The organism is Nitratireductor mangrovi, assembly GCF_007922615.2.
In the GTDB taxonomy this organism is placed as follows: Bacteria; Pseudomonadota; Alphaproteobacteria; order Rhizobiales; family Rhizobiaceae; genus Mangrovimarina; species Mangrovimarina mangrovi.
The window spans coordinates 1,181,534-1,207,988 of the sequence record NZ_CP042301.2 but is presented as its reverse complement, the minus strand read 5'-3'; the positions used below and the strand labels follow the sequence as shown (position 1 = coordinate 1,207,988).

General features: G+C 66.1%; 23 protein-coding genes and 1 tRNA gene. 4 read left to right on the top strand and 20 right to left on the bottom strand.

The window, feature by feature from the left end:
• Nucleotides 1-48: 48 nt before the first annotated feature.
• The 3 genes from FQ775_RS05925 to FQ775_RS05915 form a co-directional block, all read right to left on the bottom strand.
• Complete coding sequence (locus tag FQ775_RS05925) at nucleotides 49-2,652, bottom strand: PAS domain S-box protein (RefSeq protein WP_167812779.1); 2,604 nt, start codon at nucleotides 2,650-2,652, stop codon at nucleotides 49-51.
• Nucleotides 2,653-2,855: 203 nt separating this feature from the next.
• Nucleotides 2,856-4,238: a class II 3-deoxy-7-phosphoheptulonate synthase gene (locus tag FQ775_RS05920; protein WP_146300594.1), complete on the bottom strand. Its 1,383-nt coding sequence runs from the start codon at nucleotides 4,236-4,238 to the stop codon at nucleotides 2,856-2,858.
• A 119-nt stretch (nucleotides 4,239-4,357) separates the two neighbouring features.
• Nucleotides 4,358-4,945 carry a gamma-glutamylcyclotransferase family protein gene (locus FQ775_RS05915; protein WP_246730278.1) on the bottom strand — a complete coding sequence of 196 codons (588 nt, stop codon included), beginning with the start codon at nucleotides 4,943-4,945 and terminating at the stop codon, nucleotides 4,358-4,360.
• A gap of 201 nt (nucleotides 4,946-5,146) precedes the next feature.
• Here FQ775_RS05915 and FQ775_RS05910 point away from each other — a divergent pair, with 201 nt between their 5' ends.
• Nucleotides 5,147-6,028 carry an alpha/beta hydrolase family protein gene (locus FQ775_RS05910; protein WP_167812778.1) on the top strand — a complete coding sequence of 294 codons (882 nt, stop codon included), beginning with the start codon at nucleotides 5,147-5,149 and terminating at the stop codon, nucleotides 6,026-6,028.
• Nucleotides 6,029-6,158: 130 nt separating this feature from the next.
• Nucleotides 6,159-7,019 carry an alpha/beta hydrolase family protein gene (locus FQ775_RS05905; protein ID WP_246730277.1) on the top strand — a complete coding sequence of 287 codons (861 nt, stop codon included), beginning with the start codon at nucleotides 6,159-6,161 and terminating at the stop codon, nucleotides 7,017-7,019.
• 4 nt (nucleotides 7,020-7,023) lie between these two features.
• On the opposite strand, the gene gor is transcribed toward FQ775_RS05905, so the two are convergent.
• The 3 genes from gor to rpiA all read right to left on the bottom strand — a co-directional run bounded on the left by gor (nucleotide 7,024) and on the right by rpiA (nucleotide 9,801).
• Nucleotides 7,024-8,415, bottom strand: a complete 1,392-nt coding sequence (gene gor, locus FQ775_RS05900; protein WP_146300598.1) for a glutathione-disulfide reductase — start codon at nucleotides 8,413-8,415, stop codon at nucleotides 7,024-7,026.
• 143 nt (nucleotides 8,416-8,558) lie between these two features.
• On the bottom strand, nucleotides 8,559-9,083 hold the full coding sequence (locus FQ775_RS05895) for a DUF2059 domain-containing protein (protein WP_146300599.1): 525 nt from the start codon (nucleotides 9,081-9,083) through the stop codon (nucleotides 8,559-8,561).
• A 19-nt stretch (nucleotides 9,084-9,102) separates the two neighbouring features.
• Entirely contained in the window at nucleotides 9,103-9,801 is a 699-nt protein-coding gene (gene rpiA / locus FQ775_RS05890) for a ribose-5-phosphate isomerase RpiA (RefSeq protein WP_146302020.1), read from the bottom strand.
• Between the two features lie 160 nt (nucleotides 9,802-9,961).
• Here rpiA and gph point away from each other — a divergent pair, with 160 nt between their 5' ends.
• A complete protein-coding gene (gph, locus tag FQ775_RS05885) occupies nucleotides 9,962-10,654 on the top strand; it encodes a phosphoglycolate phosphatase (RefSeq protein ID WP_146300600.1) in 693 nt (230 codons plus the stop codon).
• Nucleotides 10,655-10,740: 86 nt separating this feature from the next.
• Nucleotides 10,741-10,815: transfer RNA gene (locus FQ775_RS05880), tRNA-Val, on the top strand.
• A 145-nt stretch (nucleotides 10,816-10,960) separates the two neighbouring features.
• Here the strand turns inward: FQ775_RS05880 and FQ775_RS05875 are convergent.
• The 14 genes from FQ775_RS05875 to FQ775_RS05810 form a co-directional block, all read right to left on the bottom strand.
• Nucleotides 10,961-11,785, bottom strand: coding sequence for a hypothetical protein (locus FQ775_RS05875; protein WP_146300601.1), 825 nt, complete (start codon nucleotides 11,783-11,785; stop codon nucleotides 10,961-10,963).
• Nucleotides 11,786-11,838: 53 nt separating this feature from the next.
• Complete coding sequence (locus tag FQ775_RS05870) at nucleotides 11,839-12,564, bottom strand: SOS response-associated peptidase (RefSeq protein WP_146300602.1); 726 nt, start codon at nucleotides 12,562-12,564, stop codon at nucleotides 11,839-11,841.
• Nucleotides 12,565-12,567: 3 nt separating this feature from the next.
• Nucleotides 12,568-13,170 (bottom strand): Shedu immune nuclease family protein, encoded by a 603-nt coding sequence (locus tag FQ775_RS05865; protein WP_146300603.1) that lies wholly within the window; start codon nucleotides 13,168-13,170, stop codon nucleotides 12,568-12,570.
• Nucleotides 13,151-13,675, bottom strand: a complete 525-nt coding sequence (locus FQ775_RS05860; RefSeq protein ID WP_146300604.1) for a hypothetical protein — start codon at nucleotides 13,673-13,675, stop codon at nucleotides 13,151-13,153. Before FQ775_RS05860 ends, FQ775_RS05865 begins: the two co-directional genes overlap by 20 nt.
• Before the next feature lie 268 nt (nucleotides 13,676-13,943).
• Nucleotides 13,944-14,774, bottom strand: a complete 831-nt coding sequence (locus FQ775_RS05855) for a DNA adenine methylase (protein WP_146300605.1) — start codon at nucleotides 14,772-14,774, stop codon at nucleotides 13,944-13,946.
• 164 nt (nucleotides 14,775-14,938) lie between these two features.
• A complete protein-coding gene (locus FQ775_RS05850) occupies nucleotides 14,939-16,297 on the bottom strand; it encodes a DUF2793 domain-containing protein (RefSeq protein ID WP_167812777.1) in 1,359 nt (452 codons plus the stop codon).
• 10 nt (nucleotides 16,298-16,307) lie between these two features.
• On the bottom strand, nucleotides 16,308-20,216 hold the full coding sequence (locus FQ775_RS05845; RefSeq protein WP_146297704.1) for a baseplate multidomain protein megatron: 3,909 nt from the start codon (nucleotides 20,214-20,216) through the stop codon (nucleotides 16,308-16,310).
• On the bottom strand, nucleotides 20,216-20,674 hold the full coding sequence (locus tag FQ775_RS05840) for a C40 family peptidase (protein ID WP_146297705.1): 459 nt from the start codon (nucleotides 20,672-20,674) through the stop codon (nucleotides 20,216-20,218). Before FQ775_RS05840 ends, FQ775_RS05845 begins: the two co-directional genes overlap by 1 nt.
• Nucleotides 20,649-21,539 carry a DUF2163 domain-containing protein gene (locus tag FQ775_RS05835; protein ID WP_146297706.1) on the bottom strand — a complete coding sequence of 297 codons (891 nt, stop codon included), beginning with the start codon at nucleotides 21,537-21,539 and terminating at the stop codon, nucleotides 20,649-20,651. The genes FQ775_RS05840 and FQ775_RS05835 overlap by 26 nt, the downstream gene beginning before the upstream one ends.
• Nucleotides 21,536-22,171 carry a DUF2460 domain-containing protein gene (locus tag FQ775_RS05830; protein ID WP_146297707.1) on the bottom strand — a complete coding sequence of 212 codons (636 nt, stop codon included), beginning with the start codon at nucleotides 22,169-22,171 and terminating at the stop codon, nucleotides 21,536-21,538. Before FQ775_RS05830 ends, FQ775_RS05835 begins: the two co-directional genes overlap by 4 nt.
• The gene (locus FQ775_RS05825) at nucleotides 22,171-24,696 is read right to left on the bottom strand and encodes a phage tail length tape measure family protein (protein WP_146297708.1); all 2,526 of its coding nucleotides are present in this window, start codon (nucleotides 24,694-24,696) and stop codon (nucleotides 22,171-22,173) included. The genes FQ775_RS05830 and FQ775_RS05825 overlap by 1 nt, the downstream gene beginning before the upstream one ends.
• The gene (locus FQ775_RS05820; protein WP_146297709.1) at nucleotides 24,696-24,932 is read right to left on the bottom strand and encodes a DUF1799 domain-containing protein; all 237 of its coding nucleotides are present in this window, start codon (nucleotides 24,930-24,932) and stop codon (nucleotides 24,696-24,698) included. The genes FQ775_RS05825 and FQ775_RS05820 overlap by 1 nt, the downstream gene beginning before the upstream one ends.
• 140 nt (nucleotides 24,933-25,072) lie before the next feature.
• Nucleotides 25,073-25,453, bottom strand: coding sequence for a hypothetical protein (locus FQ775_RS05815; protein WP_146297710.1), 381 nt, complete (start codon nucleotides 25,451-25,453; stop codon nucleotides 25,073-25,075).
• A gap of 70 nt (nucleotides 25,454-25,523) precedes the next feature.
• Nucleotides 25,524-26,453, bottom strand: a complete 930-nt coding sequence (locus FQ775_RS05810; protein WP_146297711.1) for a phage tail tube protein — start codon at nucleotides 26,451-26,453, stop codon at nucleotides 25,524-25,526.
• Nucleotides 26,454-26,455: the final 2 nt, after the last annotated feature.

The following is a 26,455-nucleotide window of genomic DNA, read 5'->3' as shown; positions in this document are numbered from 1 at the left end:
AAATATTCACGGCATTGTCAGGAGAACTGAAAGACCGGAATTGCCGGCTCACCTGGTGCCGGCCACCTTCAGCGGCTCGACCTCGCCGCCGTCCTCCGGCCGCCAGACCCGGACCGTGCCGCGCCCGGCCGCCTTGGAGGCGTAGCAGCCGCGATCGGCAAAGGCGATGACGTCGTCGACGTCGGCGACGTTCGAGGCGAGCGAGGCGATGCCGATGCTGGCGCCGACATGATGAGTTTGGCCTTCCCACTCAAAGGGGACTCCGCCGATGGCACGCACGACCATTTCCGCCTCGCGTTCGGCTTCCTCCAGTCCGCAATATTTGAGGACAATGGCAAATTCGTCGCCGCCGAGTCGGGCGACGAAGTCGTTGCGCCGCACGCAGCCGCGCAAGGTCGTGGCGATCCGCTTCAGCAAGGCGTCGCCGGCCATGTGCCCGGCGGTGTCGTTGACCTCCTTGAAACGATCGAGGTCGATGAAGAGCAACTGGTGCTGCGTACCGGGCTCCTGCCGAGTCTCCTCCAACAAAGCGCGCATGGTGGCCATGAAATGCGCCCGGTTGGACAGGCCGGTGAGCGAATCGTGGCTGGCGGCGTGGACGAGCTGGCGCTGCAGTGTGCGCGCGTCGGTGAAGTCCTGGAAAACGATCACGTAGCCGTCGCGCCGCCCCTCCCCGGTGACGATCGGCGAGATAACGTGGCGGATGCTGGAACGTGCGCCGTCGGCCCGTTCGATGAAGATGCGCCCATGTGCATCGCCGTCTTCTTCATTGCGTGACAGCATGACCGCCTCGCCCGTTTCCTCGTCACGGGGTTGATAGATGTCGCGCAGCGGCCGACCGACCGCCGCAACGGAGGCGTGGCCGGTCAGCATTTCGGCGGCCGGGTTCATGAAGGTCACCCGACCCTCGGCATCCGAACAGATGACCGCATCGCCGATCGAATGCAGTGTCACCCGCAGGCGCTCCTTTTCCGACTCGAGCGCGGCCGCCGTCGCGGCGATCCTGGCCTGGGCCTCCTTTTGCGGCGTGATGTCGGTGTGGGTGCCGATGGCGCGCACCGTGCGGCCGTTCTCGTCGCGCTCGATGGTCTTGCCGCGGTCGAGAACCCAGACCCAATGGCCATCCTTGTGCCGCATGCGGAACTCGGCCTCGAAGTATGACGAATTGCCCACGATATGGTCGCTTTCGAGATCGAGCGCCTTCTGGCGGTCGTCGGGGTGGATCAGCGAAAGCCAAAGGTCAGGATCGTCCTCGCACAGCTCGTTCTCGCGGTAGCCGAGCATTTCCTTCCACATCGCGGAATAGTAGGTGCGGCCCTTGCGCAGATCGAGGTCCCAGACCCCCTGGCGTGCACTGGAAAGGGCAAAATTCCAGCGGCTTTCGGCTTCGGCGACTGTCTCGGAAGCCTTCTTCCGTTCGTCGATGTTTTCGACCTGCGCGATCATGTATTCCGGCCGGCCCGTATCGGAGTCGCGGATCACCGAACCGGCGAGTTGTGTCCAGACCGCCGAGCCATCGCGGCGCAGATACCGCTTTTCGAAGCGGTAGGTATCACGTTTTCCTGCGAGAACCTCGTCCATGAAGCTGGGCCCGATCTCGGCATCGTCAGGATGGGAAAGCTCGAAGAAGGCCTTGCCCGCGAGCGTTTCGGGCGTGTAGCCGAGCATCTCGGCGAGCGCGCGGTTGGCCTTGCGGATGCGGCCGTCGAGCTCGACGATCGCCATGCCGATGGCCGAATCCTCCATGGCGCGCCGGAACAGCTGCTCGCTTTCGGCCACCCGGCGCCGGTCGGCGCGGCTGCGCTGGACAAGAAGGCTCAGATAGACGGGCAGCGCCACCGTGATGGCGAGGGTCGGCTGGAAACGGCCGGCAAAGGCCGCCGCGCCGTCGTCGAGCCCCGGCACCAGACCGAGAGCGACCTCGGCAATGACGGTTGCCCCGCTGACAAACGCCAGGAGCGCGGTCTCGACCGCGGAACGCTGCACGGCGACGGCCAGCAGCATCAGGCCGATGACGAATAGCGGATAGTAGACGTGGGCCATGCTGAGTGTGCTGACCGTGGCAGCGATCATGGCGAGGGCCAGGAACACGGCAAGCGCGCGCGCAGAAGCGTAGCGCGCCAGCTCCTGTCGGCTCACAAGCAGCATGACCGGCATGACCATTGCGGCGCCAAGGACACTGCCGCCGAACCAGGAGACGAAGGTTGTTGTGACCGGCCAACCCGCGGCCCAGTCCATATAGGCCGAGACCAGCGCTCCAATCAGCGTCGGCACGCCGGCGGCGCCGGCCAGAAAGACGACCGCCATGTCCTCAGCCGAGACGCCGGCAGGGCCGCGGAGCCACAGCCTGATGAGGAAGACGGAGAGCCCGACCTCGACAGTATTGGCTACCGACAGCGGCACGGCGACCGTCCACGGCGTCGCAAAGAGAAGATTGGCACACAAGGAACCCGCGAGGACGGCCCCCGTTTCGAGCAAGCCCGGGCGCCGGGCGCGGGTAGCAAGCATCGCGATGGCGAAGGCGTTGGCCAGCCAGAGCGAAGCGATGCCGCCTTCGATACGCGAAAGCGCGATCGAGATCGCCGCCAGCACTAAGCAGCCGCCGCCAAGCAGCGCTGCACCGCGCCATTGCTCCGTTTGCCGGCCGCTCACGCGTGTTCCTGCCATTCCTGCCCCAATACAATCGGGCAAAGACTAGTCGCGTGGGCTTAATCGATGCTTGAAGCGCCGCTGCCGCATGGGCGCAAGGTTAAGAATTCAATACCGCTCTGATCGGCATTTTCGGAGCGCCAAACAAAGCAGCCGGCGCGTGAGGCGCCGGCCGTGACAATGGCTGATGGCCGCAGCGGCCAGGGCTACAGATTGACGACCTGTTGCTGGGCACTGACGCCGTTGCGGCCCTTCTTGAGAAGTTCCGAGACCAGGAAGGCGAGTTCGATCGCCTGTTCCGCATTGAGCCGCGGGTCGCAATGGGTGTGGTAGCGGTCGTGCAGATCCTCGGCCGAGATGGCGCGGGCGCCGCCGGTGCATTCGGTGACGTTCTTGCCGGTCATCTCGACGTGAATGCCACCCGGATGCGTACCCTCGGCGCGGTGAACCTCGAAGAAGGTCTCGACCTCCTGAAGGATGCGATCGAAAGGCCGGGTCTTGTAGCTGTTGAGGGTAATCGTGTTGCCGTGCATCGGATCGCACGACCAGACCACCTTGCGGCCTTCCTTCTCGACCGCCCGGATCAGCTTCGGCAAATGGTCTGCGACCTTGTCGGAGCCGTAGCGGGCAATCAGCGTCAGCCGGCCCGGCTCGTTCTCGGGATTGAGCAGGTCGATCAATTCGAGCAGGCCGTCCGGCGTCAGCGAAGGGCCGCATTTCAGGCCGAGCGGATTCTTGATGCCCCGGCAATACTCGACATGGGCATGGTCGGGCTGGCGGGTGCGGTCGCCGATCCAGATCATGTGGCCGGAGGTGGCGTACCAGTCGCCCGAGGTGGAATCGACGCGCGTCAGCGCTTCCTCGTAGCCGAGCAGAAGCGCCTCGTGGCTGGTGTAGAAATCGGTCTCGCGCAGCGAATAGTTGGTCTCCGAGGTGATGCCGACGGCGCGCATGAAGTCGATCGTCTCGGTGATGCGGTCAGCAACCAGCTGATAACGCTCCGATTGCGGACTGTCGGAGACGAATCCGAGCATCCATTTGTGCGTGTTTTCCAGGCTCGCGAAACCACCCTGGGCGAAGGCTCGCAGCAGGTTGAGCGTGGCGGCCGACTGGCGGTAGGCCATCTTCTGGCGACCCGGATCGGGCACGCGCGCGGTCTCGTCGAACTCGATGCCGTTGATGATGTCGCCGCGATAGCTCGGCAGCGTCACACCGTCCTTGGTTTCGTTATCCGACGAACGCGGCTTGGCGAACTGGCCGGCGATGCGACCGACCTTCACGACCGGTTGCGAACCGGCAAAGGTCAGCACGACCGCCATCTGCAGGAAGACGCGGAAAAAGTCGCGGATGTTGTCGGCGCCATGCTCGGCGAAGCTTTCGGCGCAGTCGCCGCCCTGGAGCAGGAAGGACTGGCCCTCGGCAACGGCTGCGAGCTGCTTTTTCAGCTTGCGCGCCTCACCTGCAAAAACCAGCGGCGGATAGGTGCCGAGCTGCTTTTCGGTTTCCGCCAGCACCTGTGCGTCTGGGTAGGCCGGCACCTGGCAGATCGGCTTGTTGCGCCAGGAATTCGGAGACCATTTCTTCGTCATGACAGCACCTTGTCGTCGCGCGGCAGCCCCGCGGCCCTCACCTCCCAGTTTACGGGATGCAGCCCTATACAGGAAGCATGGCGCCCGTGCCACCCCGTAATCCGGCGCCGCGATGTCGACTATCGGTGCCCGCCGCGCAACAGGAGTTGGGCAAACAGGGCCCGTTCCCGCGCCGACAGTTCGACGGCGCGCGGATAGACTGGGCGATCGCCATCCTCGTGGATCGGCATATCGAAACCATCCGTCTCGGCCACGAAACGCAGGAGGCCTTCCTCGCCATGCTCGACCAGGAAACCCTGCAGCACGGCGTCGAGATAGGAACGCAGGATCGCCGGCGGTTCGGGATGCAGCGGCAGGTCAGGTTCCGCCTCGTAGACGAAGACCGGGCAGTCTGGCGGCAATTCACGGTCAAGCCGCATGTCGGACGCGCTCAACGCGACGCGCCGGTAACGCGCCTCGCGGGCATCGACCGCGGCGAGGTTTTCTGCGCGGTCGATGACGAGCAGACCGTCGCACGCGGCGTCCGGCTGGCGCCGGACCGTCAGCAGAGCGGCGGGAAAGCCGGGCATGTCGGGACGCGCGCGCCAGTAGCGCCGCCAGCCGAGCAGGCGCGCCGGCAGCGCGTCGACGATCGCCGTGCGGTGGGTGGCGCGATTGACGAGCGAGCCGTAGCCGAAATAGGCCACCAGCCCGTCTTGCGGTGGCACGGACGAGGATCTGCCTGAAACCATGCCTGCCCGCATAGGCAAGCCGCTCTGTCGGCGCAAGCCTTGGCGGGAGGTGTCGGCAGGGCCACCCTTCGCGCCGCGAGTGTGAAATAGCGCACGGAGCACCCGCCCCGGGCCGGCTATCGCATTTCGATGATCCTGCCCACACCGATGGCGCGTCGCGCGCTTGCGAGAAACGCCGTGCCTGCCGCCCCTGTAGTCCGCCCCCCCGAGATCGCGACCATCATGTTCGAGGCCGCGGATGGCTTCCCGTTGCGCGGAACGCTCTATTCGCGCCCCGGCGCCTCCGGTCCGATGGTGCTGATCTCCAGTGCCACGGCGGTGCGCCGCGATTTTTATGGCGCCTTCGCACAGGCCCTTCTCGACGCCGGCGCGGCGGTCGTCCTGACCTACGATTTTCGCGGCGTCGGCGGATCGGCGCGACCACCCGCGTGGCAGGGCCGCATCAACATGAAGGACTGGGGCCACCGTGACATGGCCGCCGCGGCCGAACTGCTGATGCGGCTGCATCCGGGCCGCAAGCTGCTCGGCGTCGGTCAGTCGATCGGCGGCACCATGCTGGGGCTGTGTCCGCAGGCGCTGCGTTTCGAGCGTTTCGCGATGGTCGCTTCGGCCAATGGCTATCTGCGGCTGACCGACGAGGCCCTGCGCCTCTATCTGGCGATGAATTTCATCGGCGCCCCCCTCACCCGCATCGTCGGCGAAGCTCCGGGCTGGCTCGGCATCGGCGAAACGCTGCCGGGCAGCGTCTTCCGAGACTGGGCGCGCTGGTGCCGTCGTCCAGGCTTTCTCTTCGATGATCCGGCGCTGGCCGACATTGCCCGTTTCGAGCGCATCGGCATCCCGATCCTCGCAGTCAGCACCACCGACGACCCCTGGTCGACCGAGCGAGCGACACGGTCGCTGGTCGGCCATTTCTCGGGGGCAAGCTGGAGCCAGTTGCGGTTTTCGCCGGAAAATGCCGGTACCGACCACATCGGCCATCTCGGTTTTTTCAAGGAGCGGTTCGCCGCCAGCCTATGGCCGCCGGTTATCTCCTGGCTTCTCGCAGACCAGCCATAGCCGATATTGACTTTGACGTTAACGTCAATGGTAGGGTCGCTGCCGAAGTCAACGATCGGCGGAGACCCGGTTCATGGCGAGTGCAAGCGGCGCGGCCCGGCGGGAACGCGGAAGCCTCGAAGCAAGCCCATTGGATGAAGCGCGCGATGTTTCGTTCGACGCCTCGGACGGCTTCCCGCTTCGCGGCACATTGGCGACTGGCCCGGGCCAGGGACCGCTGGTCCTGATCTCGGCGGCAACGGGTGTGCCGAGCGGCTACTACGCCAAGTTCGCCCGCGCCCTGGTCGAAGCCGGCGCCGGCGCCGTACTTGCCTATGACTACCGCGGCATGCCGGGCTCGCCGAAACCGCCCGGTTGGCGCGGCGCTTTGCGCATGAAGGACTGGGGCCTCAAGGACATGCCGGCGGCCCTTGCCGCGCTGGAAAGCCATGCGCCCGGACGACCGGTGGTCGGGGTGGGCCAGTCCTTCGGCGGGCAGGCACTGGGCATTTGCGGGGTTGCCGACCGTTTCGAGCGCTACGCCATGGTCGCAGCGCTTTCCGGCTACTGGCGCAACATGCAAAATCCGCTGAAGGTGTTTCTGGCTATGAATGCGCTGGGACTGCCGGTGACGACGCTTGCCGGGCGCACCTTACCCTTCATGGGGCTCGGCGAAGCGATCCCGGCCACGATCTACCGTGACTGGGCGCGCTGGTGCCGCAGCCCCGACTATTTCATGTCGGACCCCGGCTTGCCGGAGACCGACCGCTTCGAGGCGGTCACGACGCCGATCCTTGCGGTTCGTCACCCCGACGACCCTTGGGGCACCGAGAAAGCAGTCGAGGCGCTGCTCGGCTTTTACCGCAACGCGCCCATCGAGCGGCTGGCGCTGGGGCCGCAAGATGCGGGCGGCGAGCCGGTCGGCCATCTCGGCTTCTTCCGCTCGCGTTTCGCCGAGACGCTGTGGCCGCCGGTGATCGACTGGTTGTTGCGCGGGGAACTACGGCGCTGACGGCTCAGTCAAGCCGCTCGCCGTTCCTGACGCGATAGGTCGGCTGGTACATCGTGACGAGTTCCTCGGCGGCACTCGGATGCACGGCCATGGTGCGGTCGAAATCAGCCTTGGTGAGCCGCGCCTTGACCGCGATGCCGAGGATTTGGGCCATTTCGCCGGCGTCGGGACCAAGGATGTGGGCGCCGACGACGCGGCCCGAGGATGCGTCGACGACGAGCTTCATCAGCATCTTTTCGTCGCGCCCCGAGAGCGTGTGACGCATCGGCCGGAAGCTGGCGCGGTAGACCTCGATCTCGTCGAAGCGCCCGGCCGCATCGTCCTCGGACAGGCCGACGGTGCCGATCTCGGGCTGCGAGAAGACGGCGGTGGCGACATCGTCAAGGTCCGGCGCGGTGGGATTGTCCCTGAACACTGTCTCGACGAAACACATCGCCTCGTGGATGGCGACCGGGGTAAGCTGCACCCGGTCGGTGACGTCGCCGATCGCGTAGATGTTGTCGGCGCTGGTGCGCGAGAACTTGTCGACCACGATCTCGCCGCGCTTGCCGGTCTCGACCCCCGCGGCTTCCAGCCCGAGCCCTTCGGTGTTGGGCAGGCGGCCGAGCGCCAGCATCACCTGGTCGACCGCAAGCACCTCCCCGTTCGACAGGTGCGCGTCAACACGTCCGTCGTCGCGCTTCCCGATCTTCTCGAAGATAGTGTGGCAAAGGATGCGGATGCCCTTCTTTTCCATGGTTTCGTGCAGCGACCGGCGCAAATCCATGTCGAAGCGGCCAAGAATTTCCTTGCCGCGATAGACCAGCGTCGTCTCGACGCCGAGCCCGTGGAAAATGTTGGCGAACTCGACCGCGATGTAGCCGCCGCCGGCGATCACGATCGAGCGCGGCAGGGTTTCGAGGTGAAAGGCCCCGTTCGACGAGATGCAGAGTTCGTGCCCCGGCAGCGCGGCGTGCGGATTGGGCCGTCCGCCGGTGGCGATCAGGATCGTCTGCGCCGTCACCGTGCGGTCGAGCCCGACGAGGCGCACGGTGTGGCGGTCGACCAGTTCGGCGCGGCAATCGAGAATTTCGGCGCCGGCATTGTCGAGCCCCTTGCGGTAGAGCCCTTCCAGCCGCGCGATCTCCGCATCCTTGTTGGCGATCAGCGTCGGCCAGTCGAAGCTGACGTCGGGCACGGTCCAGCCATAACCGGCGGCATCCTCGAAATGCTCGGGGAACTGCGAGGCGTACACGAAAAGCTTCTTCGGCACGCAGCCGCGGATGACGCAGGTGCCGCCATAGCGGTACTCCTCGGCGATGGCGACCTTCCTGCCGAGCGAAGCGGCGACCCTGCCGGCGCGCACACCGCCCGAACCGCCGCCGATCACGAAGAGGTCGTAGTCGTATTCCGCCATGTCACCTGTCCCGCTGCCGGCCCTCTGACTCATCTAGGTACAAGCGAGCACCGGCAAAACGCATGGAATGCTCCAACAGTCGCCCGACGCGAAAAGCCCGGCACCAATTGCCGGGCTTTTTGCGGAAACGCGTTCGCCGATGCTCAGTCAGACGCCGCCTCGCCGCCGCCGGCGCGCTTTTTCATTTCCTCGTTGACGGCGACCGCCAGATCGCGGGCGAGCCCCTTCTGCCAGATGTCGGCGGCCTGCAGCAGGTCGCGCGTCACCAGCGGGCTCTTGGTCTTGAAGGCGATGCCGGGGGCCGAGGTGTAGAACTGGGCGATGCCGTTCAGCTCGTCCTCGGTGAAGGTGCGTGCATAGGCAAGGGCTGCTTCGCGCTCGAGATCGCCGCGCCGCGGCGCCAGCTTCAGCGCCTGCTGGTCAACCACCTCGATGATCAGCCCCTGCAGATTGGGATCCTTCTGGATCAGTTCCGCCTTCAGCGCCTGCGCCGCCGCCGGCAGGATGTCGTCGAACTCCTCGGTCGCGTTGAGCGAGCCGATCGCCGCGCGCGCCGCCTGGAGATGGCTCTCGGACACGTCCTGCGCGCTGGCCGGCAACGTGAGGCCGATCGCCACGACCGCAACGATGGCCGCGGCCGCGCGGCGCGCCTTGTGATGGATTGTCATGACTGACGTAACTCCCTCTCTATCGGGTGATTTCTTTTGTGCTGACGCCGTTTTCCCCGGCGATGATAGCAACGCTTGCCAGATCGAGAAACAGGCCGTGCTCGACCACGCCCGGAATGGCGTGAAGCGCGTCGGAAAGCGCTCTTGGATCGGGAATGCGGCCAAAAGATGCATCGATGATGAGGTGGCCGCCATCGGTGACGAAGGGCTCATCGCCGCCCATGCGCAAGGCCAGCGCACCGGCCAGGCCGAGCCGGTCGGCAACGCCCTCAATGGCGCGCTGCGTCGCGCCGAGACCGAACCTGTTGACCTCGATCGGCAGCGGGAAGCGGCCGAGCGTGTCGACAAGCTTGCTGGCATCGGCGATCACCACCATGCGGTCGGACGCGGCCGCCACGATCTTTTCGCGCAGCAGCGCGCCGCCGCCGCCCTTGATCAGCGCCAGGCCGGGGCCGACTTCGTCGGCGCCGTCGACCGTCACCGCCAGCCGCGGCGCTTCATCGAGGGTGGTGAGGTTCACGCCGAGCTCGCGGCAGAGCGTGGCGGTGCGTTCAGACGTCGGCACACCGGTAACCATCAGCCCGTCGGCGACCTTCGCCGCCAGCAGGCGCACGAACTCCTCCGCCGTCGAGCCGGTGCCGATGCCGATGACGGTGCCGTCCTCGACATGCTCCAGCGCCGCGCGCGCCGCCTCGATCTTCTGCAGCCTCTGGTCCATGCCGAGCGTGCCAAACCCCACTTCGTGGCTGCTCCTATCACTTCCGGCCGGCAGGGCAAAGGCTTTCGCGCCGCCGTGCCGGGGGTTGCGCCAAGCACTGTGCCCGGCTACGCCACCCGCTGCCGGGTACCGCACGGCGCAACCAGAAGAGAGCACCTGCATGAGCGAGAGGCCGCCGGCCATCGTCTTCGACCTCGACGGCACATTGGTCGACACCGCGGCCGATCTGGTCGCGAGCCTCAACCATACGCTCGCCGAACACGGCGTCGACCCGGTCGAGCCGCACCTGATGCGCGCCTATGCCGGGCTTGGCGGCAAGGCGATGATCGAGCGCGTGCACGCCGCGCGCAAAATGCCGCTCGACGCCGGCCGCGTGCCGGCGATGATCGAGGTCTTCCTGCGCCACTATGACGAGAGCATTCCCGGCCTGTCGTTGCCCTATGACGGCGCTCTCGCAGCGCTCGACCGGCTGGAGGCCGCCGGCTATCGTCTGGCGATCTGCACCAACAAGCCGCAAGGGATGAGCGAGCGGCTGCTCGCCTCTCTCGGGCTTGCGCGGCGCTTTGCCGCCGTCTGCGGCGCGGACCGCTTCGCCTTCCGCAAACCCGACCCGCGCCACCTGACCGAGACCATCGCGCTTGCCGGCGCCGACCCGGAACGTGCGGTGATGATCGGCGATTCCCGCAACGACGTGACGACCGCGAAAGCCGCCGGAATCCCGGTAATCGCCGTCGAACACGGCTATTCCGACGTCCATGTGCGCGAGCTGGAGCCGTCGCGGGTGATCGGACATTTCGACGAGCTGACGCCGGCGCTCGCCGCCGAGCTGATCAGGGCAACGACTGGCGCATAAGCCACCGCCACCCCGCGCGTCGACGTGCTTGACTTCGAAACGCCGCAGCCTCTATATCGCCGCCTGTCTCGGGGCCAGGCCCCGGCGGGCGCGTAGCTCAGCGGGAGAGCATTCGCTTCACACGCGAAGGGTCACAGGTTCAATCCCTGTCGCGCCCACCATTTTTGCACGTAGCGGTCTTTCGAACGAACTCGGCCATCTGTAGCGCGCAACTTCGAATGGCGCGGTGCGCAACTTCGAATGGCACCGGTTCTTGCTGTCGCGATGGAAGCGGCGGCGTTCTCATTGTCGGCGAAGTCCCCGTCATCAGGGAGATGCGCCACGGCGCCCGAGCACAGCGTCGACAGCTTTCAGGAGATCGTCGAACCGCATCGTATTGAGGAAAGTCGAAGTGCTGGCGCTCGCATTTCCGCGAAGGTCCGCGATTGACTGAAGGATCGCAGACAGCTCCTCGAAAAGCGCCAGAGTGCTGTTATCTATGGCCAGCAGCCCGCTACGAAATTCCTCCGAGAGGATGGTGCCCCCAATGATTGTGGCTGAGCTGGCTGCCAGAAAATCGTTCCGCACGGCAGGCACGCCGTCCGTAAGGAAATGATACGTCCGCTCGTGCCGTTTGAACGCAGCGTTTCTCATGAACCTCGCGCGGAGGAACGTCTCCAACTGGCTCAGCATCTCAGAGAGTTCTTCGTCAGCGGCCTGCGTCACCTGCCGGTCCAGCTGATGTCCAAGTATCTCTGTCTGTCGGCCAACAAACTCGGCGTTCTTTCTCGCCGCTTCCGCCTGCTGAGCAATCTCCCTGCGGGTCTCTTCAGCTACTGTCCTGGACTGCTCAAACTCTTTTCTCGTAAGGCGCAATTCACGCCTTTGCGACTTCAGTTCCTGCGCTTGGATGCCGACCGCGGCGGCAAGCCATACAAAGGCAAGCGGAGCGAAGAGGCCAGCAAGAAAATCCCCCAGCTCGTTCAGACTTAGGTTGCGTAGGCGCGCCCACAGCTGCCAATCGACCGGCCCTACGATGATAGCTGCTACTGCAAGGAAGATCACTGTGGCCGCTGCAGCCCCGTAGAGCCACCAAGACTTTCCGTCAGGTTCGCCACGTTCTGTGGCTTCTTCATCACCTTTGCTGACCATTCTCCCTCCCTAACCTTTCTCAACCCGCCCGCTGCCCCCCGGCTTGAGCCCGCCTAGAACAGGTCGGGCTCCTCCACCTCGATCTCGTCCAGGATGTCGGGCGTGTCGTTCCTCGGCGAGCCGACCTTGCGGTCGATCGGCCAGCAGGTCATCAGCTCGGCCGGGAACGGCACCATCAGCTCGCCAACATCCTCGTCCGCCGAAAGCCAGCGCTCATGGTCCTTCGCGTGCAGGATCACCGGCATTCGGTCGTGGATCTCGGCCATCATCTGGTTAGGCCCGCAAGTGATGACGGCGAAGGTGCGGAAGGGCAGACCATCCGCGTCCTTGCGCTCCGACCAGATGCCCGCCAGGCAGAACGGCTCTCCGGAGGCCATGGCGATGGCATAGGGCCGCTTGGTCTTCTGACCCTTGATCGCTTTCCACTCGAAGAACCCGCTGATCGGGATCAGGCAGCGCCGTGAGCGATAGGCGTGCTTGAACATGCCGGAGGTCGCGACGGTCTCGGAGCGGGCGTTATTGGGCGGCGGACGGCCGCTGGGCTTGTCCTCCTTTGCCCAATAGGGAACGAAACCCCAGCGGGCCGACACGAAAACCGGGCCCCGGTGCCCAGCATCGCTGACCACGTCGCGGACAATGATCGGGTATTCGAGCGACGGCGGGCCGTTCCATGTCGGGAAGCGGTTAGCCAGCCCGTCGACGCTCTGGTCGCGGCTCGCGAAGTCGAAGCTGGCCAGCATCTGCGGCAACGTCGTCTTGATGTAGATGCGTCCGCACATGCGTTACCCACTAACCCCTTCCTGGGGTTTCAGGATGTCGAGGACTCTATCCCAAGTCTTTACGCGGATTGCAGATGGGCGATAGAGCCACTCTGACCTCTTCTCGAAAGACTCTTCCGCCAGACGGTTCTGCTCAGCATCTCCCCCTCCCAACCACCTCCCGTCGCGTCCAATGATGATCCCACCGGCGCGGATGTTCTGCGGCCGTCGTATCTGCCACCGTTCCTGCAAATCGCCATCACGCTGTGCCTGATACACGTAGTGGATCAGTTGAGTCTCGGCGGAAACTAGGTCTTGCGAGGGACGGAAACGTTGCAGTTGGCTGTCGCTCTGCATGATCGGGCACTGAGGAGCCTTCAATTCCCAGATGTCTACAATCCGCTCTCGCGTTCCCATGTCAGACATCAACTCCGCAACGATCATGAAATCGCTGCGGCCATAGGGACTCCTCTGTTCAAACGTCAGACTTCCGATCCAATGGGGAGTTCGATCAAGAAGCCCCACCACAGCGTGCTCCAAATACCGGGCACACTCGCGTTCTGTATGCCGGTCAGTCACATCGCACAATTCCAAGAACTCAATAAAATCACTCTCTGGAATCGGCATTCAAAGGACTCCTCGGTATGAGCGGCGAAGTGGACCGGACCAATACATCCTCTAAGTCCCTGGCCGCTTCTGAATCCGAAAGTTCCTCGCCATACAAAAATACGCCCTGAATATCGTACTTAATGCGCCTAAAGCCGGTCTGATCTATAGTAGCGTTCGTGATGAGGGCGCTGCCCTTCGGCCCTACTCCAAAAGCCGGCTTGTTGCCGACAACCGTCCAGATCCCTCCGAGGATGATCATGCGGCCGGACAGGATATATCCTACGTCACCGGCTCGCATCGCGACTACGCTGGGCAAAGGCGTTCCGTACTCGCGCTCCAATCTCTCTATATCTCTCTGAAAGGCTCGGTCTCCGAACATTACCGCAAAGAATCCAGCCTCTCTCCAGTAACTGGTGCGAACTTCATCAGCGCCGAACAGCTTCTGTAGAACGAATCCAGGCGCCGATCTGATCCTCTTTCTGACTACGTCTTTAATCGGTGAAGGTAGCTCGGGCAGCTTCATAGCTTGATCCATATCCGCAGATAGCGCATGCGCTCGTTTCGGATGGTCGAAGTTTCCAAGAATCCAGCGCCGGTAGAGGCTCGTGACTCTCATATTGCACTGATCGTCGTGGTTGGCCAATTGGCTTGGATCAGACTAACTTGCGTCTAACGAGTGCGGATAACCTCAGTCGGGGAAAGGCTTTTGGACGACGAGAACTTTGACCCATGGGGCCCAGGCAAGCGTGGGTGCCTGAGCGGCGTGGCTCTGATGGCGGTCATCCTCCTCGTCATCTGGCTGGTCGCCGCCCTATGACCGAACTGCTGACGATCAGCTCCTTCGCCTGCGTCCCTCTCCCGCCCGAGATCGAGTAGAGCAGGCTCACCGGGTCCTGGGCGAAGCCGGCGAAGATGCGCCGGATTTCCGGAACGTCATTGATGGATAGGATGAAGCGGCCCTTGAGCGTCTTCAGGCACGCTGCCATTGCCTCGAACTCGTCGCGGCCGAACATCCCCCGGCCGTAGTCGTCCTCGGAGCCCCAATAGGGCGGATCGAGATAGAAGAGCGTCTCCGGCCGGTCGTAGCGATCGATGAACGCGGCCCACCCCAGTTGCTCGATGACGACGCCCGCCAAGCGATCGTGAACCTCCGCTAGTAGCGGCTCCAGGCGGGTGAGATTGAAGCCGCCACCGCTGCGCGGATCGACGCCGAAGTTCTGGCCGGCCACCTTGCCGCCGAAGGCCAGGCGCTGGAGGTAAAGGAAGCGGCCGGCGCGCTCCAGGTCGGTGAGTGTCGTCGGGTCACTGGCCTTGAGCCGATCGAACTCGCGCCGCGAGCTCAGTTGGAAGCGCAGCGTGTCCATGAACTGCGGATAGTGCCGCTGGAGAATGCGGAAGAGATTGGCGACCTCGCCGTTGCGATCATTGATGATCTCGGCGGGCGGCGCCTTGGTGCGCCGGAAGAAGACGCCTCCCATGCCGACAAACGGCTCGGCGTAGGTGCGGTGAGGCACGGCGGCGATTCGTGCGCAGAGCTCGGCCGCGAGCCTCCGCTTGCCGCCGACATAGCCTGCGACAGGACGCACAGGCTCGACGGCTGTGAAAACCCTTTCAATGTCCATTATGGGGCCTTTGAGAATCAGCCACAGTGCCGCCGCCCGAAAGGGCCGCGGATGCGACAGTTATTCTTGGTGGCTGTCGGGCGGGCCAGGTCGCCAAACTCGGACCCGCCTCCGGAGCTCACGCTCCGGGCATCCGCGCTCCCTTGCTCAATTTCGCTCCCACCTCACGGCAGCCAGCGGTTGATGCCTGCAATGACGCCGATGTTGTCGTCCACTCTTGTGATGCCGCCCATCAGTGCCAGGCAGGCGAGCTGGTAGCGATGCCCGGATGCTGCGGCGTAGATGGACCACAAATTCGGCTGGTATCCGACGCTGAGATACGGGTCTGTAAGGTGCTGGACAGTGACCGACACCCAGCCGTCGGCCGGCGAGATGAGCGCATGCTCGGTACCGTCGACGCCATCGACGATCAGCGTCTGCCCCGCCTGCCGCGACCAAAGCACAGGCGCATCAATAGCGCGGATATAGGCATGGAAGGTCATGGCCGGCACCATCGGGCCGAAGCTCGGTAGTGCGCTGAGATAGTAGTTGGTCGACTCGACGTTGATAGGCGTCGATGCCGTCCCCGACCCCATGGTGATTTCCGCCACGCGGAACTCGACCCCGTGGCGGCGATGGGCCGGGCTGCGAATGCCGTCGATCAGATCCTTGACCGTGGCCTGCAGGGTGCCCTGTGTGCCGCCGTAATCGTTGTTGTCGCTGATGAACTTGCCCGCGTCGGCGGCCGTCGAGCTGTTATAGAGTGTAAGGTAGGCGGGCAGGGAAAACGCGCCGACGGTGTTTGTCTTGGCTGCGTTTCCCGCGAAGCGGCCGCTGTCGGGGAGCAAACTGACCGCATAGTCAGAGAGAAGGTTGGTGTTGGGGAAGGAAAGCCGACCGGTCTGGCCGTCAGCGCGGAGCGCCTCCTTCCAGTCCGAGCCATCCGGCGAGACCTTGATTGTCAACTGGTCGTCGCCGACCAGCCCGATCTCGGCACGGCCTGACCAGTTGGTCTGCAACAGGAGCGACAGCACGTCGGCCGCGCCTTCCTTGTTCATGGTGTAGCGCAGATCGCCATCGCCGCCTTCGGCCACGGTCTTGGCGGTCCAGAGCGCCTTGTTGAGCTTGGCGGAGAAGGGGTTTGTCGCGTCTGCCGTAGTGCCGACCCCGAGCAGGGCGAGGTTCTGAAGGGCGGCGATCGCGTCGGCAACGTCGGCCCAGGCCGAGCCTGTCCAGTAGCAAAGCCGCGCCTCGTCGATGACCCAGGCAAGCCAGCCGTCGCGGGGCTGGTAGAACGCCCACGCGCCGTCCTGGAAAGCGGCGACCTTGCCGTCGTGGCTCTCCCAGGCATCGGTGGCGCTATCGCCGACGATATGGCGGTCGCCCTCCGTGGCATCGCCGGGCGGGGCTGTCAGGTTCCGGTCGATGACGGCGAGTTGCACCACGGCGTCGAGCGCGGTCAGTGCCTCGTTGTGGGTGACGTGCTTTTGCGCCTGCTCCGGGGCCAGGTAGGGCAGCAGAAGATTTGCGGTTTCGTCCGGCATCGCTGTCTCCTTAGAGGTGGCTCGTTCTTGACCGTGCAGCTCCCCAGCCGATGGCGGCCGACCACTGGCGAACACGCCACACGATCGATGCCGGCGGAGCCCCCCAGTCGGCGGTCTGCTCGGCCGCGGTGTAGTCGGCCGTTGGCAGGGTCACGTCGAAGGCGCGCTTGACCGCGACGCCATCCATCACCTCGGCGAGGTAGCGTTCGCTGGCCTCGCCCAGCGGAACCTCGGCCGCGTCCCAATCGTCGCCGCCCAGCCGCGTGCGCCTGATCCAGGAGAGCGCGACGTCGCCTGTTGCAATATCCCGATCGGCCCTCAGGAACACGGGCGACAGCGGCCTGAGACCGATCGCCTCGAATGTCAGCTCTGCTGACTGGAAAAGCGGATCGTTCGGCAGCCGGTTCGACGGTCCCCAGCTCCACGTCTGCGGCGAGCGGGCCAGCGAGGCAGGCAGGGCGGTGGCCTGTACCGTGCCGTCGAGGACGACGAACGCAGCGCCGGCCGCGATCTCGTCGGCCATGTCGGCGTCGCTGCCGCGCTGCCCGCGCAGCAACGTCGTCAGCCGCCAGGTGCGGGGCGTTAAGAGTGTCGCGTCGCGCCACTGCACAATCTCCCAGCGGCCGGCCGCCGTTTTCACGGCGCCGACGTTGGCGCCGGCGAGCACGTCGGCGGCGAGCGCCGCGACGAGGCTCTCGCCGGTCGCCATCTTGACCGTCAGCTCGGAGGCGCGGTCCCACCGCCAGGCCGGGCCACGCGCCAGCGGCGCGGTCGTGACGCCGATCGGCGCGCGCTGCGATATACCCGTGTCGAGCAGCGGCGTGACCAGCCCGCCAGGACCCCGATAGACGTCGACCGGCAGCCAGGGGCTCGACCAAGCGGCAACGCGCGGGGCATGCGCCGTCGAGGAGTCGCCATCCGACAGCATCGGGATGTCGAGAAAATGGACCGCGGGCGGGGCGACCGACTTCGGCCGCGGAACGACCGGCGTCGTCTCCGGCCCGTCGTCCTGGTCGTAGACCTGCGCCTCCTGGCGCACCGCCCGCACCGGCCGATCGGCGCCCAAGCCGATCTCACCGATCCGGAACGCCATCGACCGCTCGCCGGCGTCGGCCTCGATCGTCAGCTTCGCGACGTCGCCCGCCTCCCAGGCGAGAGCCGAGGGCGGCAGGCCGAACTCGGCGGAGTCGCGCTCGATGTGGGCCTGGAAGAGCATGATATCGGCGATCGCCCCGGCGCGGCCCTGGCGAAGCGCGATCGCGAACCCCTCCTGTGCGATGGCGCGAGCCTCGCCCGAGAGCCGGCGCGACCGCGCGGTCGACTGCCGGTAGTCTGCATCGGGCCGGTAGAAGCGCAGGTCGACGCCGCGGGGCAGCTCCGACTCCTGGGCGCGCGTCAGGGCAAAGTCGCCGGCCTGGCGCTGCACGACGTCGGCTCGCGAAAAGGTCCCGGCCGGAGCGGCGCCGCGATGGCGGAAACGGATCGTCGACCCGCTCTCGTAGCCGTCGAAGAAATGGGTGGTGGCCAGCGGGCCGATCAGGTCGCGCGCCGACATCACTCGGTCGGCCTGGTAGCCGAGCACGAGCCCGGTGAGATCGGACACGTCGATCGTGACTCCGAAACCGCCGGCGATGTCGTCGACGACATCGGCCAGACGGACGGCGCCGAGACGGCCGGTCAGCCAGTGGCCCAGTTCCCAGTTGGGTCCGTCCGCCCAGACCTCCACCAGCTGCGGGAACTCCGGCCACGGCCGCGCGTCCCAGGTCCAGACATGGCTGCGGGTGTGATCGACCATGCGGCCGGCGTAGACGCCGGAGAGCGGATTGTTGCCCGCGGCCGGCTGCCAGTAGCCGAGCCAGGCCTCCAGGTAGGCACGCTGCATCGCGTCGTCGCGACGGCCGCTGGAGTAATGCGGCAGCGCGCTCTCGCTCGACTTGGCGTCGATGAAGACGTTCGGCTGGTTGGCGCCCTTGTCGACGGCCGGACAGCCGATCTCGGTAAAGACGATCGGCTTTGCCTGGGGGACCCACGCCGTTGCCCCCATCGCCTCGACGCCGCCCGGCCGGTTGAAATGCTGATTGAGCCACCAGGAGCGAATGTCCTTGTTGCGGTAGACCCAGGGCTTGCCGCCGCCGTCCGTGATCGGGGTGCGGGTCTGTGCGTCGCGGGCGGCGTCGTTGGCATAGAACCAGTCGAAATACTCGCCGCCCTCGATGTTGCCGCGGAGGTAGTCGAGATCGTAGATCGATGGCGCCCCGGCCACGGCGTCGAGATGGTCCGTGCCGTCGCGCCAGTCGGCGATCGGCAGGTAGTTGTCGATGCCGACGAAGTCGATCTCGGCGTCGGCCCAGAGCGGGTCGAGGTGGAAAAACACGTCGCCTGATCCGTCGCCGGGCCGGTGCGAGTGGTACTCCGACCAGTCCGCGGCGTAGCCGAGCCGCGTCGAGCCGCCGACGATCGAACGCACCTCGGCCGCCAGGCTCGCGAGCTGGGCCACGGCCGGATAGGTCGACGCGGCCGATCGCACCGTGGTGAGCGCGACCAGCTCGGAGCCGATCAGGAACATGTCGACGCCGCCGGCCGCGGCCGCGATAGTGGCGAGGTGCAGGACCTGGCGGCGCAGCCCCCACTCGTCCGGTCCGGCATAGGTCACGTGCCTGGCGGCCGCGTCCCAGGCGAAGTCGGCGGCGTCGGCCGCGCCGAAGAAGGCGGCGACCTGCGTTGCCGCCGTTGCTGTCTTGTCGACGGTGCCGGGCTGACCGGGAGCCGGGTGACAGGTAATGCGGCCGCGCCAGGGATAGGCCGCCTGTTCGCCGCCGCCATAGGGATCGGCGAGGCCGTTGCCGGCCGCGATGTCCATCAGGATGAACGGGTAGAGCGTGACCTCGAAGCCGCGCGCCTTCAGCTCGACGATCGCTTCGTAGACGGATCTGTCGCCTGGCGCGCCGCCGACCGCCGGCGTCCCCGAAATCTGGCTGACGACGACGGCGGTGTCGCGGGTCACCGGGCCGACCCGCCACTCGAACGGCGAGGTGTACTTGCCCGCGTTCTCGACGCGCGGACGGATCTGGCAGTTGCCGCATCTGAGATCGTCGCCGTGCCAGGCCACGACCAGCGACACGTGCGCCACGCCGGGCGCCTCCTCCTCGAGCTGGTTGAGCGACGCGACGAAATCGGTCACCGGCCCGCCGGCATGCACGTTCTCGCCGGCCGAGGCTTCGATGCCGAGCAGCGGGGCCTCGGACGTGAAGACAGGCGTGGTCGCGTAGCCGAACTCGGTCGTGCCGGGGATGACCGTTACCGCTTTCATAAGGTCCTCCAGGCCGGGTTCGACGGCCGGCGGCCGGCGGATGACCTCGACGGTGAGCTGTGGCACGCGGTTGCCGAACTTCTCCAGCGGCATGTCCTCGAAGACCAGGTAAGCGGTGCCGCGGAAGCCGGGCGCGCGGTCCTCGCCCTCGATCGCGGCAATCAGCGGGTCGGCCTCCTGGGTCTCGTCACCCGTATTGAGCCGGTGCGTGTAGTCGGAGAGGTCGATCACCTTGCCGTCGGCCCAGACCCGGCCGACGCCGCTAATCGGCCCCTCGCAGAGGCCGATCGCGAAGGAGACGGAGTAGCTGTATTCCGTGGTCTTGACCTTCGGTCCGCCCTTGCCGCCGGTCTCGCTGGTCTTCTTTTCCTCCTTGTAGCGGGTTGCCCAGATGACCTGCGTCGAGACCCGCATGCGACCCCAGACACGCGGCATCGGCGCGCCCTCGGTCGAGGCCGAAAAGGTGAGGTCGGACAGCCGCGGTCCCTCGCGTGTGATCGTGGGCTCAAACAGCACCTGGTCGACGAACCGTCCTGCTATCGCGCCGAGCGCGCCGATCAGCGAGCCGCCGAGCCAGTTGCCGACGAGGCCGAGGACCAGAGTTGCCATCAGCTGCGCCCTCCGGCTTTTGGAAAGTCGAAGGCCGCGGCCAGCCGGCGCCGCCAGGCGACCGGCAGGGCGATTTCGGTCACGCCCGCGCGCTCATAGGCATGGACCATGCGCCCCGGCGCCGACACGATGCCGCAATGCTTGACCGGCAGGTCGGGCCGCCAGCGGAACAGCAGCACCGAGCCCGGCGCCGCCGTGTCGATCGCGATCTCGACCAGGTGGCGGCGCGCCGTCTCGAGCAGCGTCTCGCGGCCCGAGACCTCGGCCCAGCCCGGCGAATAGGGCGGCGCGGCCTCGGGCTCGGGTCCGACGATCTCGCGCCAGATGCCGCGCAGCAGACCGAGGCAATCGCAGCCGGCGCCCCGCACGCTGGCCTGGTGCACATAGGGCGTGCCGATCCAGCCGCGGGCGGCGGCGACGATCAGCAAGCGATCAGTCACCGAGGCCGCCGCCGTCATTGCCGTCCTCCCTGTTCGGGTAGCTTGTGACCCAGTCGTTGCCGGGCATCGACGGAAAGCCGCGGAAGTTGACGACGTTGTCGAACTTGGCCTTGCAGGTCTCGACCGTCTTGTCGCAGCCGGCGGTGATGGCAAAAGCGTCGCCCACGCCGATGTCGAACGGCATCTCCTCGGCCAGCTCGACCAGGTGGGTGGCGCCGGCGTCGACGTGGCGCTTGATCTCGATCACCGCGCCGGCGTTGGCGCCGCTCGTCCAGGTGAGCTTGCCCGCCTTGAACCAGCCCGTCTCGAACGCGGCGAGGCCCGTCGTCCTGAATGCCCAGCGCGACACGGCCGCCGACGCCGTGCCCGCGGCCGAGAAGGCCGCCAGGGCCAGATTGACGGCGCAGCGGGCGTCGCCGAGGTCCGCGTCGCAGAGCGAGCCGAAGATGCGGCCGGTCCGCTGGTTGAGGGCATGGCTGAGCGAGCGCAGCTCGGCGCGGAAAGCGAGCGGCCCGCGTTCGACCTCCCCGATCGACCCGGCAAAGGTGACGACGCGGTTGGCTGTGTCCGACCAGTCGACGACGATCTGCGTGACCGAGGCGTTGTCCCAGAGCTTGCGGGCCAGCTCGTCCTCGTTGATCGCGTCGGACGACAGCGCGCCGGCCGCCTCGAGCGTGTCGACGGCCAGGCCGAGGGATGCGGCCGTCTCGCTCGCCGACAGCGCCGTCGCGGGCTCGTAGTCGACCCCGTCGAACGACAGCTGCCGGTCGTGATCGGTAAAGCCGAAGACCTGGCCGTCCGCCCGCTCAATGCGCCAGCAGTTGCACCGCGTGGTGACGCCCGTCGCCAGCATGGCGGCGAGGCCGGCAGGCAACGTCTTCATTCCCTGAGCTCCTTAAGGAAGATCGAGGGGATGTCGCCGACAGCGATTGAACGCAAAGAGATCTGGTCGAGTTTGCAATCAAACCGGACCGGAACGTGAAACTCGCCTCCCCACGTGAGTGCAGCGCCATTTGGAGGCGGCGAATCAAACGTCACCGTGCCTTTCGTTGCGTCGAGGCTCCAGCCCGTGGTGGTCGGCACCTCGTCGACCGCTATCAATAATGTTCCGAAGGGTCGCGTGATCGTGCGGTCGAATGAGGCACCGGCGAACGCGTAACATTTCGACAACTGAAAGACCGTCTCGACGTCATTCCCAGTTCCGAGCACCTGATCGGTGGCAGTTGGCGCAACATGCGGTAGGCCGGAGCGGTAATCCGTCCAGTCGAGAAAGCGAAAGCCCCGGAGCCTCCCGAGGGCGACATGATAGAGCGACAGGACCTGATAGAGTTCATCACGCGTCCTGACTCCGTACTTGGCATCGTAGACACGCTTCGGCGCGGCCCAGGGTGTGTTGCGCTCCTCCCGACCCGATGCGAGTTCAACGATGTCGGCAGGCCAGTCCGGTCCGCCCGGCGATCCGCGGCTGATGTGTATCGGGAAAACAGCGTCATTCATGAACGAAGTATCTGCCATCAGGTGTACCTTCCGAGCCGACGCGCGAACCTATCGGCAGTACGCGCGACAACCGCGCGACTCTCGGCAAAGGCTCGCGGATTGGGCGTTTCGACGTTGAATACGTTAATCTGGGTGCTTCCCGCGTGCCCGGCGCGATTGACACCTATCCATTCGGCCTCCTGTCTCGGTCGGAAGGCCGGTGCAGCAGTCGCCATCGGCATGGCGTAGCCGCCGACCGCGAAGCCGCGCCTGGCTGTGGAGTGCAGCGCGTCGAGATTGCCGACCCCGATCGCGTCTGTGGCCTCGGAGGAAAAGACATACTCGCCCCGATGGACGACGCCGGCGGGCTCAAACTTGCCGCCGGAACCGGTATAGCCGCCTTCGCTATGCCCGCGCAGCCCGGCCCAGGGATCGCCGCCGCCGAAGAAACCGGTCAGCAGGCCGAGAATGCCGCCCCAGATACCGCCACCGCCGCTGTCCATCATCCTCAGCAAGGCATCGATCAGTTCGTCTTCGATCTTGTCGATGATCTTGTCGATCACGTTCAGCGCGATGTCGCCTAGCTCTTCCCAGGTGATCTTGCCATCGTCGAGCGCGGAGCGCAGGTCCGACAACGCGCCGTCAAGGATGTCGCGCTGGAAGGCCATTGCCTCGGCCGCCGCGCGGGTCTCCGCCTCCACCCTCGCCATTTCCTCGGCAAGCACGCCGAGCTCCTGGACCTGGGCCGGCGTCAGCCCGATGCCGGCATTGACCGCCTGGTTGAGCAGGTTCTGCTCGTAGCGCAGCGCCGCGGCGGCTTCCTCGGTCAGGTAAAGCGCCTCGCGCTCCAGTTCCTGCAGGTCGATATATTGTTCGGCCGAGCGGATGAGGTCGCGGTAGCGTTCCGCGTCGCGCTCCGCCTCCGTCTTGCGACTGCCGCGTCGAGGCGAGGCATCGGCAAAATATGGATCGACACGGCGAGACGGCGCCGGCGCGCTGTCGGGGAGATCGACCTCGTAGCGGTCGACCCTGGTGTTGACCCCGCGCGAGTAGCGGCGTGGCCCGCCTGTGCCGCCGCCGCGCATGACGTCGTCGACGGCGTCGCGCGTGGCGATCGCCTGGTCGAACAGTGCCATCAGTTCGGCGATCGCGTTCGACAGGTCGGGCGAAACGCCGGACAAATTGCCCAGTGCGGCGCGCACCTCGTCGATCGACAGCTCGCCTTCCTCAGCGCGGTCCTTCAGCTCCTGGATTTCTTCGCGGGCGTTGTCGGAGCGCACCTCGTTGATTGCCGCCTGCAGCAGTTTGAAGGCGTGGTCGAGTTGGTCGACACTGTCCGGCAGGCCCTTGACCGCGATCTCGGCCTCGACCGCGGCGGCGGCGATGTCGGTAAGTTCCTTCGAAACCGTCTCCAGCCCCTCGGTGCTTGAGCCGATGCGGGCGACCTCGTCGCGGAACTCGCGCGCGTCAAGCTTGCCGGCTCGGAACTGCTCGATCAGCTCCAGGAAGGGACCGAAGCGCGTATTGGCGGCGGCCTGGTCGAGCGAGGCTGCCATGCCCTCGCTCACCACATCAAAGGCGGCCTTGCGGATCTCGGTGTCGATCAGCCTCAGCGCCTCGGTGATTTCCTTTTTCAGGGCAGCCTCGGCATCGCGGACGGCGCCACGCAGCAGCACCTCCGCCACCTCGGGATCGGTCGAATATTCCCGCGCCTTCCTGAGTGCGTCCTCATAGGCCGGCCCCAGCGACTTGATGATCGCCTCGTGCCGCTCCAGGACGTCGCTCAGCGTCTCGACCTCCTCCTCGGCGCCGGTGGCGTAGGAGATCGCCGTGCTGCCGAGCAGGACGAAGGCCGTGGTCGCCAGGCCGAGCGGCGAGACCAGGCCACCGAGCGTCTGCCGGATGCCGGCAAGGGCGTCCCTCAGCGAGCCGCCATGCATCGTCACCTGCGGCAGCTGCTGCGCCAGCAGCATGAACGGCGACTGACCCATAGCCATCATCATGCCGATGTCCTGGACCTGGAACGCCAAATTGCCGACCTGCATCGCGCCCATTCGTGCGTCGCGCGCGAAATGCCGCGCCGCCTCGGCGTTCATCTGATAGCGCGCATTGAGTGTCGTCAGCGCCGCGCCGTGCTCGTCGGCATTGATCGCGCCGAGAGCATGCGCCCGGTTCAACTCGTCCAGCTCGGCCTCGTACATCTTCGAGGCGGCGAAGACCGGATTGAACTTCGCGCGCAGCCGGTCGAGCGACGCGCCATAGGCGTCGATGTCGGCCTGCCGGCGGCGCAGGTCGGCCGCCGAACTCTCCGGTCGGACCAGGCCGGCGATCGAGCTGCGCAACGCGTTTTCGGCGGCAGACTGCCCCCGCGCGGCTTCCGCGGCCCGTCGCCCGGCTTCCGCGGCCGCGTTGTTGGCCGCGGCCAGCCTGTCCATGTCGCCCGACGTCGAGCGCGCCGTCGTGCCGACGCCCTCGATCTCGCGACGGGTTGAGCGTGTGGTGGCGGCCAGGTCCGAATTGTCGGCCGTCATCACCATGGAAAGCTTGAGCGGCTGGCCGGCCATCAGGCGTCCCTCAGCTCGTCGAAGGCTTTCAGGGCCTCGCGTTCCATCAGCCTCAATTCCTCGAAGGCTTCGTCATCGAGCCCGGCGCGCCGCAGCACGACGTCGGCCGCGGCATAGTCGATGCCGATCCATTCGACGCCCCCGAAACCCGCCACGGCGCGCCACTGTGTCTCGCAGGCCAGGAAGGCGCGCAGCACGCCCCAATTCGCGTCCCAGACCTCGAAACCGTCAGCCACATCATTGTCCTCGAACGCTTCCGGCGCGAAGGTGACGCCGAGCGCGGCAAAGTCCTTCCTGGTGTCCTCGTCGAGCCGTTGCGGCCGGGACGGGTCGGATCGGCCGGCGCGGGAGAAGGCCCATGCCCGCGCGGCCGCTGTCAGTTTCCCTTGCGCGCCGCATCCCCGACCAGCGAGCTGCTCCAGGCCCGGTAGACCCCGAGCCGGAACCACGAGAGTTCCATGAAGGCCGCAAGCCGCGCGGCGCTGAACGGTATCGGCTCGTCATTCTCGTCGAGGACGTCCTCGTCCCAGTCGCGCGCGACCCTGACGATGTCGTCGTAGCGATGCCGCTCGGCTTCGGCCGGCTCCAGCCCGGCGAGCTTCTTCGACAGCGCCAGCGCCTCCTCGCGCGGCAGCGCCTCGAACTGCATGCGGAAGCTCATCTCGAGGAAGCTGCCGGCCTTGTCCTTGTCCGGGTGCGGTACGGCGACCGTCACCGGCCACCAGTAGCGATGCTCGTGCGAGAGCTTGAACTTCATCTCAAAGCCTCCTGTCGGATTGACGAAGGCGGCTTCAAGCCGCCTTCGAAGTTGCGTTTGCGGCCGCCGTTCAGCTCACCGTGATGGTCAGCTCGTCGTTGCCGCTCTGCGGCTTGATCATCAGCGGCAGCGTGTTGTTGAGGATGTTCTGGCTCTGGCCTTCGCCGTAGCGGCCGATCTGGACCGCCGGCGCGGCGATCGCCACGATGTTGCCGGCGACCGTGCCGTGGGTCAGCGCCAGCGCGCCGTCCGTATGCGCCTTGACGATCGCGTCCCAGTTCTTGGTCGCCAGATTGGTCGCCTCCATCACCACCTGGCCGGTGGCGCGGCGATCGACGATCTCCGCCGCCTCGTAATTGACCAGGAGCCGCGGTTCGACCTGGTTGCCAAGGTCGATCGAGATGTTCTCGGTCGGCCCGGCATAGGCGTGCAGCGAGAACTGCGTATTGGCCTTCGACACCACGACCGGCTTCTGGAAGCCCGAGAGCGTGACCGCCGGCAGCGCCTGGTCGGACACGGTTCCGTGCAGGCCGATCAGGTTGAAGCGGAAACGCGGGATGCGGTTGGGCGGAAACTGCATCGAGACAGTGCCGCGGGCGCCGAGCAGGATGTGCCGCACGCCGTCGCGATTGTAGTAGATCGAAACCGCCTCGAAGCCGGTCGAGACCGGCGCATACTCGACGTCGACGCCACCCGTCACCGTCTCGGACAGCCCGCAGGCGCGAAGCAGCGCCCCGTATGGCGGCGCATCGCCGGCCGCGCCCGCACCGGCCACTTCGACCGAGAATTCCAGCCGGCCGTGAAGGCCCGTCAGGATGACACCCTGATGGCCAAGCCACGGCACCAGCAGCTCACGCTGTTCCTCGCCGCCTTCCATCGGGGTGAATTGAGCATCGACCGCCTGGATGGCGTTGTCGGCCCCGGTCGGCGTCGGGTCGGTTCCGTAAACGCTCTCGATCTTGGCCAGGAGAGCGAGCTTGCGCCAATAGCGTCGCGACATGG

Coding starts and splice junctions, on each gene's coding strand:
- gor (WP_146300598.1), bottom strand. CDS start 8,415: ATGGCGGAATACGACTACGACCTCTTCGTGATCGGCGGCGGTTCGGGC.
- gph (WP_146300600.1), top strand. CDS start 9,962: ATGAGCGAGAGGCCGCCGGCCATCGTCTTCGACCTCGACGGCACATTG.
- FQ775_RS05840 (WP_146297705.1), bottom strand. CDS start 20,674: ATGACGGCGGCGGCCTCGGTGACTGATCGCTTGCTGATCGTCGCCGCC.
- FQ775_RS05845 (WP_146297704.1), bottom strand. CDS start 20,216: ATGGCAACTCTGGTCCTCGGCCTCGTCGGCAACTGGCTCGGCGGCTCG.
- FQ775_RS05875 (WP_146300601.1), bottom strand. CDS start 11,785: ATGGTCAGCAAAGGTGATGAAGAAGCCACAGAACGTGGCGAACCTGAC.
- FQ775_RS05810 (WP_146297711.1), bottom strand. CDS start 26,453: ATGTCGCGACGCTATTGGCGCAAGCTCGCTCTCCTGGCCAAGATCGAG.
- FQ775_RS05860 (WP_146300604.1), bottom strand. CDS start 13,675: ATGAAGCTGCCCGAGCTACCTTCACCGATTAAAGACGTAGTCAGAAAG.
- FQ775_RS05855 (WP_146300605.1), bottom strand. CDS start 14,774: ATGGACATTGAAAGGGTTTTCACAGCCGTCGAGCCTGTGCGTCCTGTC.
- rpiA (WP_146302020.1), bottom strand. CDS start 9,801: ATGGACCAGAGGCTGCAGAAGATCGAGGCGGCGCGCGCGGCGCTGGAG.
- FQ775_RS05835 (WP_146297706.1), bottom strand. CDS start 21,539: ATGAAGACGTTGCCTGCCGGCCTCGCCGCCATGCTGGCGACGGGCGTC.
- FQ775_RS05865 (WP_146300603.1), bottom strand. CDS start 13,170: ATGCCGATTCCAGAGAGTGATTTTATTGAGTTCTTGGAATTGTGCGAT.
- FQ775_RS05830 (WP_146297707.1), bottom strand. CDS start 22,171: ATGGCAGATACTTCGTTCATGAATGACGCTGTTTTCCCGATACACATC.
- FQ775_RS05825 (WP_146297708.1), bottom strand. CDS start 24,696: ATGGCCGGCCAGCCGCTCAAGCTTTCCATGGTGATGACGGCCGACAAT.
- FQ775_RS05870 (WP_146300602.1), bottom strand. CDS start 12,564: ATGTGCGGACGCATCTACATCAAGACGACGTTGCCGCAGATGCTGGCC.
- FQ775_RS05850 (WP_167812777.1), bottom strand. CDS start 16,297: ATGCCGGACGAAACCGCAAATCTTCTGCTGCCCTACCTGGCCCCGGAG.
- FQ775_RS05920 (WP_146300594.1), bottom strand. CDS start 4,238: ATGACGAAGAAATGGTCTCCGAATTCCTGGCGCAACAAGCCGATCTGC.
- FQ775_RS05895 (WP_146300599.1), bottom strand. CDS start 9,083: ATGACAATCCATCACAAGGCGCGCCGCGCGGCCGCGGCCATCGTTGCG.
- FQ775_RS05815 (WP_146297710.1), bottom strand. CDS start 25,453: ATGAAGTTCAAGCTCTCGCACGAGCATCGCTACTGGTGGCCGGTGACG.